The organism is Corynebacterium tuberculostearicum SK141, assembly GCF_000175635.1.
Classification (GTDB): Bacteria; Actinomycetota; Actinomycetes; order Mycobacteriales; family Mycobacteriaceae; genus Corynebacterium; species Corynebacterium tuberculostearicum_C.
The window spans coordinates 45,328-58,113 of sequence record NZ_ACVP01000004.1; the positions used below are offsets into that span (position 1 = coordinate 45,328).

A 12,786-nucleotide genomic window follows, 5' to 3' on the forward strand; every position below is an offset into this window, starting at 1 on the left:
TTTAGTGCTCCGTATCCATAGTGGTGTGCGTATATAATTGATTAATGCAACGCTCAAGCATGAGGGGGCCGCGGGGAGTGAGGATGGACTCGGGGTGGAACTGCACGCCGAGGGCCCTACCATCGTCCGTTTCGGCAGCCATGGCTACCTCTCCGATGTCCGTGGATGTACGCGCGAGACACCGCATCCCCCGAGGGAGATCCGTACAGCCAAGGGAGTGATAGCGCGCCACCGGAACTTGCGTACCAAGGTGACCCGGTTGGTCCGGCTCGGTATCAGTGGCAAGGCCCTGAAAGGCGGGGTGCGTAACGCCGGCCTCGGTCAGGGTCATCGGGAGGGACTTTCCGTGCACGGGGCCGCACGGTTCGACCGCGCCGCCGTGGTGCTCGAGGACCGCTTGGAAGCCGAGGCACACGCCGAGGATGGGGATGGTGCCTAGGGTGGCGTCGATAAGCTCCATCATGCAGCCGGCGTCCCGTGGATGGCCGGGGCCCGGGGAAAGCACAATAATGTCGGGCTGCGCGCGCAGCACGTCGTGCACCGCTACGGTATTGCGAAACACGCTGGTATCGAACCCAGCGAGGGCATCGACGAGGTTGTAGACAAAAGAATCGTGGTTATCCAGAAGGACAATATGCGGCGAGCTCATCGCTGCACCTCCAGTTCGGCTCCGTGTGCCATGGCGATGGCATGGAGCACGGCGTAGGCCTTGTGCACCGTTTCATCGGCCTCGGCTTGCGGCACGGAATCCTTGACCACGCCGGCGCCGGCCTGCACCACTGCGGTGCCGTCCTGGACGTAGGCCGAGCGGATGACGATGCAGTTATCCATGGCTCCATCGCCGCGCAGGTATCCCACCGCCCCGCCATAGGATCCGCGGCGCTTTCCCTCCGTGCGGCGCACCAGTTCGGTGGCGCGCAGTTTGGGTGCTCCCGTAAGCGTTCCCATATTCATGCACGCACGGTAGGCATCGAGCGCATCGAAGTCTGGGTGGAGCGTCGCCGTGACGCCGGAGACCAAGTGCATCACCCGCGAGTAGCGGTCAACGTGCAGGAGTTCTGCTACCTGCCGGCTGCGGGGCACGGCCACGCGGGCAAGGTCATTGCGTGCAAGATCAACCAGCATCGTGTGTTCCGCAATCTCCTTCTGGTCTATACGCATGTCCAGCTCGTTGCGAATATCCAGTTCATGGTTGATGCTGCCATCCGGGTTGAGCCCGCGCGGACGCGTCCCCGCGATGGGATAGAGCTGGACCTGCCTATCTTTCGGCGCGAATTTGAGGTTTGATTCCGGCGAGGCGCCGAAGAGCTCATAGTCGGCACCGCGGAGGTAGAACATATAGGGCGAGGGGTTGGTCTCGCGCAGTGCCCGGTAGGTAGCCAGGGCGTTGGGGCATTCCACGGTGAAGGCGCGCGCGGGCACTACTTGGTAGATATCACCGGCGTGAATATTGCCTTTAAGCTTGTCGACGCCCGCCCGAAACCCTGCATCATCCACATCCGCCACCGCCCGGATCTTTTCCTTTTGGGGCGCCGCGGGACGAGCGGCGGCCGGCAGTGAGGCAAGAGAATCCAACTCTTCCCGCAGGCGCCCGTCGTCGATGTCCCAGCCTTCTAGGTGCGCAGTCCCTTGCAGGTGGTCCACTGCCAGGACCGTTTGGGCTACCAAGAATTCATAGTCCGGGTAAGTGTTGGCCCCCGGTTTAACCTCGGGCAGTTCCTCGAAAGTAGCGAGGTAGTCATAAGCGAATCCGCCCCCAAGGAACGGCAATATTGGAGAGGAATAGTTGGCTTCTAATTGCAGGAACCGCAAAATATCGGCGGTAGATTCGGCAAGAAGCCGCTCCCGCTCGTCGGGCTGTGTGGACAGCGAGAACTCGAAAACCGCGGTGGTAGTTTCACGTGAAACTAGGCGATCGTGGAACCGCTCCTCCAGGGAAGGAAGGAGCGACTCCCCCGCTTCCGTGAGAGCGCGTACCTCGACCCTCTGGCCGTGGCACGTTACTTTCAGGGCCGCCTTGAGTACGGCAAGGCAATTGAGATTCTTCTTGGTCTCAATGTCCGCGCTTTCAAGAAGTAGAGAGTCGTGCGGTTGTGCGAGGGCGTCAAAGATTGCGGCTGCATCGTTGCCGTAGGAGATGTTGCGAGTGGCGGTGTATGGCATTGCAGTGCCCTTTCGATGGGTGTGGGGAACGGGGAAACGGATAATGGGCTTCCGCGAGCAGAGGCACTAAAACGCCAAAAGGCCCGCAGAATGCGAGCCTAAAAATGGGAGGTGGAATAAGGCCCGCGGGTTACGCGCGCCACCACCAAGCAGTAGTCATCTTCTTCATATCGGTCATACTAACCTACATTTCTATAGCTTGGAAGATAATCGTTAAAAATATTCGCCCACTCTCCTGTGCTGCCGTGCCTGGCGCAAAACCAAGAAGACCGGCTATCGATTCGCGGTACTGTGGGGTGCATTCACGCAATGGAGAAAGGTGATGAATATGAGCATCGACCAGAAGGAACTACTAGCGAAGGTCCCCACTCAGCTTTTGATTGGCGGGCAGTGGCGCGAGGCGTCTTCCGGCGAGACTTTTGACGTAGAAAATCCGGCGACGGGCGCGACCATCGCCACGCTGTCTTCCGCTAATTCTGACGATGCGGTGGCTGCCCTTGATGCTGCCTGTGCGGTCCAAGATGAGTGGGCGCGCACCACCCCGCGCGAGCGCGCCGATATTCTCCGCCGCGCCTTTGAATTGGTACACGAGCGCGCCGATGAGTTCGCCACCCTGATGACCCTTGAAATGGGAAAGCCCTTTGCCGAGTCGCAAGGTGAGGTCACCTATGGCGCGGAATATTTGCGGTGGTTTAGTGAGGAAGCCACGCGTGATTACGGCCGCTACTCCCCTGTCCCGGAAGGCACCTTGCGCATGGTTACCCGCCGCAAGCCCGTGGGTCCGTGCCTGTTGATCACTCCGTGGAACTTCCCCCTCGCCATGGCCACCCGAAAGGTTGCCCCGGCCGTTGCCGCGGGCTGCACCATGGTCCTGAAGCCGGCCAAGCTGACGCCGCTCACCGCGCAGTACTTCGCGCAGACCATGCTCGATGCCGGCCTGCCGCAGGGCGTGCTCAATGTTGTCTCCGGCAGCTCCGCTTCGGCCATTTCGGAGCCCTTGCTTGCCGACGCCCGCTTGCGCAAGCTCTCCTTCACCGGTTCTACCCCAGTGGGCAAAACCCTTCTAAAGGGTGCCGCGGACAATGTCTTGCGCACCTCCATGGAGCTAGGCGGTAATGCACCGTTCATTGTTTTCGAGGACGCGGATATCGACCAAGCGGTTGCGGGAGCCATGGGCGCGAAGATGCGCAATATTGGCGAGGCTTGCACAGCGGCTAATCGCTTCGTGGTGCACGAGTCCGTGGCGGAGGAGTTTACGCAGAAGCTGGCAACAGAGTTTGAGAAGCTCGTCGTCGGCAATGGCATGGACGAAGGTGTGACGTGTGGTCCGCTGATTGAGGCTAAGGCACTCGACAATATCGCAGCCCTGGTTGAGGATGCGGTGGACAAGGGCGCGACCGTTGTCACCGGCGGCTCTCGCGGCGAGGGCGCGGGCCACTTCTATGCGCCCACAATCCTGAGCAATGTTTCACGTGAAACTCGCGTGGCTCAGGAAGAAATTTTTGGACCGGTTGCTCCTATCCTTACCTTTAAGGATGAATCGGAAGCGCTAGAGATTGCAAACGATACGGAGTACGGACTTGCCTCCTATGTATATACGGAGGATTCCGATCGCCTCTGGCGCGTTGCCGACGGCCTCGAGTTTGGCTTGATGGGATTCAATGCCGGCGTCATTTCCAATGCCGCTGCCCCATTCGGTGGAGTCAAGCAATCTGGTTTAGGACGCGAAGGCGGCGCCGAAGGTATTGAGGAATATACCTCGGTGCAGTACTTGGGTATCCGTGATCCTTATGCCGGTGCCTAGAGATTTGAGCGCTTAACAAAGCGGGGGAACCAGCCGGGTCTCCTTTTCGCGACCCGGCTCAAGTTACGGCGATTGCCGGTAGCCATCTGCACGAGGGCGGCGTCGATAAGAGTCTGGAAAGCTTTTCAATTAACTTTTGCAGGCTGCGGGGCGTATAGTGCCTCTCCGTATAATTCAATTTCTATTTCCTTCGTCTGCGATGCGCGGCCTTATGGCCAGCGCGTGGAGAAGGAATTTTCTTTTTGTTATTTGGAGTGAGTATATGACGTCTACAGAATCTGCAGCGGCTAAGCCGCCGCTGATTACGCCTACGTTTGTCCTCGCGTGGGTGGCTAATTTTTGTCAGTTCTTGGTCTTTTACCTGTTCGTAACCACCATGGCCCTCTACGCGGTAGAGAGTTTCGGGGCATCGGATACCGTGGGCGGTTTCGCCTCCAGTGCCTTTGTTCTGGGCGCGACGTGCATGCGCGTGTTCTCCGGCTGGATCGTGGACCGCGTGGGCCACAAGAAGGCGGCCTTGACCTCCCTGGCCTTCGTCACACTTGTAGCTGTGGCGTACTTTTTTGCGCATAATGTTGCGGTCTTGATTATCGTGCGAATGGTGCACGGCGCGGCCTATGCCTTGACCTCCACCGCACTTATGGCGGTGGCGCAGTCCGTTATCCCACACGAACGCCGTGCGGAAGGCACCGGATACTTCGCCCTGGGCACTACCCTGGCAACCGCGTTTGGTCCAGCTATCGGCCTGTTATTGGCTAATAACATCGGCTACACCACGCTTTTTGCTGTCGCCCTTGGTGCAAATATTGTTTCCCTGATCCTGGCCTTGGTGCTGCGCTATCCGGCCGAGGTTTCCTCCGAAAAGCCGGCCTTTAGTCTGCGCAATGCCGTGCATCCCAATGTGGTTCCTATCGGTCTATTCATGCTCCTAGTCGGCATCGCCTACTCCGGCGTGGTGACCTACCTCAACGCCTACGCCCGCAAGGAAGACCTGGCCACCGGCGCAGGGCTCTTCTTTATCGGCTATGCGGTCACGATGCTCATCATGCGCTTCTTCTTGGGCCGTATCCAGGACCATAAGGGTGATAATGCCGTAATGTACCTCGGCTTGGCCGCCTTTGTCGTGGCCCTGCTGATCATGGGCTTCCCCACCAATGACGTCATGCTGGTAGTCGCGGGCGCCTGCACCGGCTTGGGTTTCGGCACCCTCAGCCCCGCCTGCCAAGCCATCTCCGTGCGCTCGGTGTCTGCCGCGCAGTTGGGCGCCGGTATCTCCACCATGTTCCTGCTCATGGACCTCGGCATTGGCCTGGCCCCGTTCGGCCTGGGCCCCATTGTCGGGGCAACGGGCTTTGACACGATGTATCTCATTCTCGCGAGTCTCGTGGTCATCGCCGCTATCTACTACTTCTTCGTGCACGGCCGCTTCCCTAAGGCGAAGGGGCACCATCTGAGCTTTGAAGCGGGCAAGTAACACAGCCACTGCCCCTCCTTCGCACTCAGCATGAAGAGCACGCCAGCGCTTAGCGCTGGCGTGCTTTTGTTTTGCGCGCACTCCGGGCAAGAAGAGCGTGCTGGCCTCGCCGGTAAGCTAAAGGCGCTGACACCGCCTGTGGTTCCGGAAGTAGAGTATGCGTCGACATCCGCTGCGCACGGATGTGCTGATTAACGGTCCCATTCCCCTATTGGATGTTTGGGCTCATCGAGTGCGGGTGCGACAACGGGACATTGATGAGCTCGACATAGCGGGCTAAGAGCGCTTGTGTAACTAGGTGCGAAGCGAGTTCTGTTGGTGGGTGGGCAGGCAGCCAGCATCGATAACGCGCCTGGCAAGGGCGCGGTCGCCCATCTTGGCGGCAAAGGCCATGCGCATGGTGATGCCGTGGCTGGGTGGGGTATCCAGCTCAATGGCGTCGCCGGGGCGAATGCGGCCGGGGGAAATGATGCGCAGGTAGGTGCCGCAGTCGCCACGCGCGGTCCAGCGCTTGAGCCAGCCGCGCTCCCCTAGCCAGCCGGCGAAGGTGGCACACGGTTGGCGGGGCACGGATACCTCAAGCACGGCGGTGCCAATGCACACGCGCTGATTGATGAGCAGAGCAGACAGATCGATGCCCTGCGTGGTGAGATTTTCGCCAAAGCCGCCGGAGGCCAGCGGGCGGGAAAGTTCAGATTGCCAGTAATCCAGTTCCTCGCGGGAGTAAGCGTAGACGGCCTTATCGTTGCCGCCGTGATGTTGGGTGTCACCAATTATATCGCCGCGCACGCCGGACCCATCGCCGTAATGGGGTCCGGGCGCTGCCAGATCGATAAAGTCCTGCGGCTGCTTGTCGATGCCCGAGAACTCATGCCGCCCGCTCGGGTCCGGCCGGCGGACGGCGACATTGGTAGAGATGACCTGCATGCCTGCCACCCTAGCTGAGCGTGAGCGCCTCCGCGGTGAGAATATCGCGGTAGAACAGCTGCGGGGCGAGGGAGACGGCCTCGGCGAGCTGTGGGAGGGCGTCGTCAAGCGTGGCGGCGAAAGCAGGGTCCGCCAGCTTGCCATTGGCCACGCCGCGCGCCGTGATGGCAAAGACATAGGAAATAAACGGCATCCAGGCGGAATCGCCGAGCTCCGAATTGCCATCGCCAAAGGCGTCCAGCGCGAGCAGGGTATGCAGGACGGACTTATCGACGCCCAGCTGTTGCAGCGTTACCCGCAGCTGCATTGCGGTGCTACGCAGGTTGGAAATGGTGCCCAAGCGGGTGAGCGCAAGGTCATTGGCAAAGCACTCGCGCAGTGCGGCGATGCGGTGGGCATCATCGCAGAGCTGGTCGCTGTCCGTTGCTGGCGTAGGTGCCTCGCCCGTGGCGCTCATCAACAGCATGGGGCGGGTGACATCGTCGACGCCGGTGGACGGCACGCGCGCGAGGGAGGCGGAGCCGTGGGCTTCGACGTAGTCCTGGGCGGCGTCGGCAAGCGCGGCCAACAGCGAGGAAGGCTCGCCGGCCGGCTCCTCGCGGCGGAAGGTGCGGGAGACCAGGCCGGTGCGGACAAAGGCGCGCATGCGCTGCCCCGGCTCAAAGTCCGCGGCCATAAGGGCATCCATGCTGGCGCGCGGATCGGCCTCAATCTCCTTGATGATTCCCTCGAAGGTTTCCTTGGCCTTGGGCGCGAGGCGGCGCATGGCCGCGTAGGTAGGCCACAGGCCCTCGGTGTTTTCGGTTTCACCGTCGTGGAAGATGATGAGTGCGCTCGCCGGCGGGTACTGCGGCGCGGCCAAGTCGCTGGCCGGCTCATCCTCGCGGAAGTCCACGATGAGGTGGCCGGCGTCCAGCAGCTCCTCGGGCAGCTCAAAGCCTTCCTCAGTGGGCTCCAGCGGCAGCGGCTCACCTGCAGGATTGCCCAGCGGCCACGCCCAAGCCAATAGCTCTACCTCTTCCTCGTGTGCCTGCTCGGGGATGAGGATGCCGTCCTCAATGGTTGCGCGGGCGACCAACGGTGCCTTGCGCACGGTGGCGATGGCGGCATAAATGAGGTCGCTGGCCGCGGTGGCCTCATATTCCATGACGCGACGCTCAAAGCTGCGCTTTTGGTGCGCTGCGCGCTCCTTTTCCGGCAGTCCTTCGAGGTATTCCTCATAGGACAACGTGGACCACAGGAGGTAGAGCTCCAGCGAGGTCTTCTTCGTCAGCGCCGACTTCAGCGCGCGGTTTGGTACGGACAGGCTGGTGGCCGCTTCCGTCGAGCCATTGGCGGTGACCAGGTCCCTAATCTTCTGGTTCTTGTCAATGACCACGAACTTTGCCAGCGGCAGTGGCTCCGGTGAGTGGATGGTAAAAAGTGCATCCGCATCGAGCTGGTCCGCCAGGATGACCTGCTTATCCAGGTAATCCACGGGCTCGGCCGCGGTGCGCTTCACGCGAGTACGAATCGTCGCCGGTTCCACCTGGAAGGTCAGCTCATAGCCGGCCTCACTGCCGACGGTCTCCTCGCGCACGCTTTCGTCCTCGCCAAAGACGCGCTGGCCCTTTTCCATCTGGATAGCCTTGCCCGGCGCAGAAGCCAAGGCATAGCTAAACGGCGAAAGGTTGCCCAGGGCATCGATAAAGCGGAAGTTGGTGCCGCGCGGGCCCTCGTTCTTGGCACGCATGTGCAGCGACTCCGCAAAATTGAGGTACTGGATATCCACCAGTTCCTCGTCCTTGTACAGGGTGAAGCGGTAGCGGCCTACCCAGGGATCCTCGAAGGCGTCTGCGGGAAGCACCTCGTGAATACCCTCCGGCAGCTCGTCCTCCAGCACGGCCTCCTCTTCCCCACCAATGGGGACATAGGCCAGCTCCATGCTGAGTTCCGTATTGGCGATGACCCGCGGGGACTGGGTATAGACCAGTTCGCCATCGAGGCCATGGGCATTGGGTAGCGTCTTGACGGCCATGTCCCAGGCAAAATCAGGGCTGCCGGACACCTTGATGGTCGCGGATTCTTGGCGCGGAACCTCCACGGTGAAAGACTGGCTGACCTCTATTGGGGTGATGGTCCAGCCCTCCCATGCGCCGTGGGGACGGGACTCGCCGACCTTGGCCTTGGCCAGCTCCGTGCCGGCCGGGGCGATAAAGGTATAAGAACCCTTAGCCACCGCGGTGGTGGTATCGATTGGGCGATGGGTGGAATCCAGCAGCAGGCCGCCATTGGCCACGCCGGCAAATTCCACGGTGTGCTCCTCAAAGGAGACGCTGAGGTGGCTAAAGGCACGCGGCATGCTGATCCACAAGCCGGGCTCCTCGCCTTCCACGTAGTAGAACTTGCGGGTGTCCTCGCTGCCGTCGAGCAGCTGTGCGGTCACGGTCCACTGGGGATCTTCTGGCTCATAACCTGCGGTTACGGCCGGTAGGTACAGCTCCAATGTGTCGGTAGCTGGAGAGAGGCGCAGGTGCGGGATCCCCTGAAATACCGCTGCGTCTGCAAAAGATGAAAGCTGGCTGCGAAACTTCTCCTGGCTCATTTACCCCAGCCTAGATCATTTTCATGCAGATCTGCATTTTGGCTGCGAGCGGCGGAAATGACGCGAAAACCGGGGGCGATCACGGCGAGGATTTTGGGTGTGCGTGCCGGAAAGCATAGCGAACTACCCCGCGCCGGGATGTGGCTATTACACTGTGTGATTATGACTACCCAGAGCGATTCCACTTCGTACCGCTATACCCCGGAGCTGGCGAACCAGATCGAGAAGACCTGGCAGCAGTACTGGAAAGACAATGGCACCTTTAACGCCCCGAACCCGGTAGGCGAGCTCGCCACCGATGCGGGCGAGTTGCCTAAGGAAAAGCTCAATGTGCAGGATATGTTCCCCTACCCTTCCGGTGCGGGCCTGCACGTGGGACACCCACTGGGATATATCGCCACCGATACTTACGCCCGCTATAACCGCATGCTGGGCAAGAACGTGCTGCACACCTTGGGCTACGACGCCTTCGGCCTGCCGGCCGAGCAGTACGCCATTCAGACCGGTACCCACCCGCGCACCACCACCGAGGCGAATATTGAAAACATGCGCCGCCAGCTGGACATGTTGGGCCTGGGCCACGATCCGCGCCGCTCTGTGGAATCAACCGATCCGGAGTTCTTCAAGTGGACGCAGTGGATCTTCCTGCAGATTTATAACTCTTGGTTCGATGAGGAGCAGCAGAAGGCGCGTCCCATTGCAGAGCTCATCAAGGAACTAGAGGCCAATAAGCGCACCACTAAGGACGGCCGCTACTACGAGGACCTCACCGAAGAGGAAAAGGCCGCGGCCATCGATGAATTCCGCTTGGTCTACCTGTCTAATTCCACGGTGAACTGGTGCCCGGGCTTGGGTACCGTGCTGGCAAACGAGGAGGTCACCGCTGAGGGTAAGTCCGAGCGCGGCAATTTCCCGGTCTTCCGCAAGAACCTCTCGCAGTGGATGATGCGCATTACCGCCTACTCCGATCGCTTGCTGGATGACCTGGAGCTTTTGGATTGGCCGGACAAGGTTAAGTCCATGCAGCGCAATTGGATCGGTCGTTCCCGCGGCGCAGAGGTCTCCTTCCCCGCCGAGGGCTACGAGATTGAGGTCTTTACCACCCGCCCGGATACCCTCTTCGGCGCCGAGTACGTGGTGCTGGCGCCAGAGCATGAGCTTGTCGACGCCCTCCTCTCCCCCATCCCTTATGACGATGACGTGGATGAGCGTTGGACCTATGGCCACGATGATCCGAAGGAGGCCGTGGAGTCCTACCGCACCGATATTGCCGCCAAGTCCGACCTAGAGCGCCAGGAGAACAAGGAAAAGACCGGCGTCTTCCTGGGTACTTATGCCACCAACCCGGTCTCTGGCAAGAAGGTCCCGATCTTCATCGCGGACTATGTGCTGACCGGCTACGGCACTGGCGCCATCATGGCAGTTCCGGCGCACGACACCCGTGACTACGAGTTTGCCCGGGCCTTCGGCCTACCTATTACGGAGGTTGTCTCTGGCGGAAACGTGGAGGAAGAAGCCTGGACCGAGGACGGCGCGCTGGTTAATTCCTCCAACGACAAGGGCCTGGATCTCAACGGCCTGAACAAGGCTGAGGCCATTGCCACGGCCATCGAATGGCTGGAAAAGGACGGCTCCGGCCGCGAAAAGGTGCAGTACAAGCTGCGCGATTGGCTCTTCGCCCGCCAGCGTTACTGGGGCGAGCCCTTCCCCATCGTCTATGACAAGGACGGTTTTGCCCACGCCCTGCCGGAATCCATGTTGCCGGTAGAGCTGCCAGAGGTAGAAGATTATAAGCCCGTTTCCTTTGATCCAGAGGACAAGGACTCCGAGCCACAACCACCGCTGGCAAAGGTGCGCGATTGGGTAGAGGTCGAGCTGGATCTGGGCGACGGCCCACAGACCTATTTCCGCGATACCAACGTTATGCCGCAGTGGGCGGGTTCTTCCTGGTACCAGCTGCGCTATATCGATCCCCGCAATGATGAGGCATTCTGCGATATCGAGAACGAGCGCTACTGGACCGGCCCGCGTCCGGAGCAGCATGGCCCGCAGGACCCGGGCGGCGTGGACCTCTACGTCGGCGGCGTCGAGCACGCGGTGCTGCACCTGCTCTACTCCCGCTTCTGGCATAAGGTGCTCTTTGACCTGGGCTTTGTTAGCTCCCAAGAGCCTTACCGCCGCCTGTACAACCAGGGTTATATCCAGGCCTATGCCTACACGGATTCCCGCGGCGTGTACGTGCCGGCCGCTGAAGTAGAGGAAAAGGACGGCAAGTTCTACTACAACGGCGAAGAGGTCAATCAGGAGTACGGCAAAATGGGCAAGTCCCTGAAGAATGCCGTTGCTCCGGACGATATTTGCCGCGACTTCGGTGCCGATACACTGCGCGTTTATGAGATGTCCATGGGTCCGCTGGATACGTCTCGCCCGTGGGCTACCAAGGATGTCGTAGGCTCCCAGCGCTTCTTGCAGCGCCTGTGGCGCCTGGCCGTCAACGAGGACACCGGCGAGCTGGCGACTACCGACGCCGCCCTGAGCGAGAATGACCTCAAGCAGCTCCACCGCACCATCGCAGGCGTGCGCGATGATTACGAGAACCTGCGTCTCAATACCGTGGTGGCCAAGCTTATCGAGTACGTCAATTACCTGACCAAGACCTACCGCACCGAGGCCCCGCGCGCCGCCGTGGAGCCGATCGCACAGTTGGTCTCCCCCATTGCCCCGCATATCGCGGAGGAATTGTGGCAGCGCTTCGGCCATGACGAGACCATCACCTACCAGCCCTTCCCCACTTTTGAGGAAAAGTACCTGGTAGACGATGAAATCGAGGTGCCGGTTCAGATCAATGGCAAGGTCAAGGCCCGGATCAACGTGGCCGCTGATGCGGACCAGGATGCGGTCTTTGACGCTGCCCTGGCCGACGCAAAGATCGCCGATCTGACCAGCGGAAAAAACGTGGTGAAGAAAATCTACGTTCCGGGCCGCATGGTCAACCTCGTGGTCAAGTAGTTACCCTTCCCAAAATTCCGTGGCGCACAGCGCAATGCCGTGCGTCCGGATCCCCTGGCCGACCTCAAGCTTCTCGTTCACAATGAGCGGGAGGCCGTCGAGGTCGCATACCCAAAACTCCCCCATGCCCAGTTCATTGCTGTGCTTGGCGACGCCTCCGATAGTCCCCGCTACCTCTACCTGCGGGTTAAGCATGCTGGGCTTGAAGTTTCGGTAGAAGCGCTCGGTTGCAGGCGAAGTCAAGGAAAACTCTTCCGGCTCCCCTACCTCGTATTTCAATGCCACAACCGCCGGCCGCACCTGTCCCTGGAGCTTTTCTCCGCCGACCGGGTTGCCCGCTGGCAGGGCAAAGGGCGCATCCGCCAGCGCCGCGAACCGTAAATCCCCCGTTTCCACAATGCCGATATAGGGCGTTGCGCGATATATCGTCCCCGGTGCCTCTTCTCCACCCCGGTACGAAGGAACCGCTGCCCACTCCCCCTCGTACTCCATAGCTGTAACCGCCATGCCGGACGGGTCGGCGTGGAACAGCACTCGATCAAATCCGGGCGCGTCCCACAGGTCGTGGTCGGTAGGCAGCTCCGCAATGAGTTCTTCCGTATCCGCGAAGTCGAAACCGCACGTGCTAAATAGCTTATCCATGTTTGCCATTCTAAACGCTGCAGTCTTCTCTGCCGGAGCGGTCATTGCGTTCGCAGCCGCATCTTTGCCGCGAGTAGTTGCTTCACTATTTAATTTTCCGGTCAAGAACATACCTACTCAAACAATGGTGAGATTCATCAGATAGGTATTCAAAAGCAAAACATAAGTGCTTTCGAGACCAAA

8 protein-coding genes are annotated in these 12,786 nt (G+C 60.4%); 3 read left to right on the forward strand and 5 right to left on the reverse strand.

Annotated elements, in window-relative coordinates:
- Position 1 precedes the first annotated feature (1 nt).
- Entirely contained in the window at positions 2–649 is a 648-nt protein-coding gene (locus tag CORTU0001_RS01770) for an anthranilate synthase component II (RefSeq protein ID WP_005326937.1), read from the reverse strand.
- Positions 646–2,163, reverse strand: a complete 1,518-nt coding sequence (locus CORTU0001_RS01775) for an anthranilate synthase component 1 (protein WP_005326938.1) — start codon at positions 2,161–2,163, stop codon at positions 646–648. Before CORTU0001_RS01775 ends, CORTU0001_RS01770 begins: the two co-directional genes overlap by 4 nt.
- A gap of 322 nt (positions 2,164–2,485) precedes the next feature.
- Between CORTU0001_RS01775 and CORTU0001_RS01780 the strand changes: the two genes are divergently transcribed.
- Both CORTU0001_RS01780 and CORTU0001_RS01785 read left to right on the forward strand, forming a co-directional pair.
- Positions 2,486–3,967, forward strand: a complete 1,482-nt coding sequence (locus tag CORTU0001_RS01780; protein WP_034667951.1) for an NAD-dependent succinate-semialdehyde dehydrogenase — start codon at positions 2,486–2,488, stop codon at positions 3,965–3,967.
- 262 nt (positions 3,968–4,229) lie between these two features.
- Positions 4,230–5,441 (forward strand): MFS transporter, encoded by a 1,212-nt coding sequence (locus tag CORTU0001_RS01785; RefSeq protein WP_005326942.1) that lies wholly within the window; start codon positions 4,230–4,232, stop codon positions 5,439–5,441.
- 294 nt (positions 5,442–5,735) lie between these two features.
- Here the strand turns inward: CORTU0001_RS01785 and CORTU0001_RS01790 are convergent, their stop codons facing one another.
- Complete coding sequence (locus CORTU0001_RS01790; protein WP_005326944.1) at positions 5,736–6,368, reverse strand: MOSC domain-containing protein; 633 nt, start codon at positions 6,366–6,368, stop codon at positions 5,736–5,738.
- Between the two features lie 10 nt (positions 6,369–6,378).
- A complete protein-coding gene (locus CORTU0001_RS01795) occupies positions 6,379–8,952 on the reverse strand; it encodes a hypothetical protein (protein ID WP_005326946.1) in 2,574 nt (857 codons plus the stop codon).
- 162 nt (positions 8,953–9,114) lie between these two features.
- Between CORTU0001_RS01795 and leuS the strand changes: the two genes are divergently transcribed.
- A complete protein-coding gene (gene leuS / locus CORTU0001_RS01800) occupies positions 9,115–11,961 on the forward strand; it encodes a leucine--tRNA ligase (RefSeq protein WP_034667963.1) in 2,847 nt (948 codons plus the stop codon).
- Here leuS and CORTU0001_RS01805 read toward each other — a convergent pair whose 3' ends face one another.
- Complete coding sequence (locus CORTU0001_RS01805) at positions 11,962–12,603, reverse strand: hypothetical protein (RefSeq protein ID WP_244262072.1); 642 nt, start codon at positions 12,601–12,603, stop codon at positions 11,962–11,964.
- Positions 12,604–12,786: the final 183 nt, after the last annotated feature.

What these genes read in the sequence shown, in the direction of transcription:
- CORTU0001_RS01805 (WP_244262072.1), bottom strand. Translation starts at nt 12,603, where the DNA reads ATGGATAAGCTATTTAGCACGTGCGGTTTCGACTTCGCGGATACGGAA.
- CORTU0001_RS01790 (WP_005326944.1), bottom strand. Translation starts at nt 6,368, where the DNA reads ATGCAGGTCATCTCTACCAATGTCGCCGTCCGCCGGCCGGACCCGAGC.
- CORTU0001_RS01795 (WP_005326946.1), bottom strand. Translation starts at nt 8,952, where the DNA reads ATGAGCCAGGAGAAGTTTCGCAGCCAGCTTTCATCTTTTGCAGACGCA.
- CORTU0001_RS01780 (WP_034667951.1), top strand. Translation starts at nt 2,486, where the DNA reads ATGAATATGAGCATCGACCAGAAGGAACTACTAGCGAAGGTCCCCACT.
- CORTU0001_RS01770 (WP_005326937.1), bottom strand. Translation starts at nt 649, where the DNA reads ATGAGCTCGCCGCATATTGTCCTTCTGGATAACCACGATTCTTTTGTC.
- CORTU0001_RS01785 (WP_005326942.1), top strand. Translation starts at nt 4,230, where the DNA reads ATGACGTCTACAGAATCTGCAGCGGCTAAGCCGCCGCTGATTACGCCT.
- CORTU0001_RS01775 (WP_005326938.1), bottom strand. Translation starts at nt 2,163, where the DNA reads ATGCCATACACCGCCACTCGCAACATCTCCTACGGCAACGATGCAGCC.
- leuS (WP_034667963.1), top strand. Translation starts at nt 9,115, where the DNA reads ATGACTACCCAGAGCGATTCCACTTCGTACCGCTATACCCCGGAGCTG.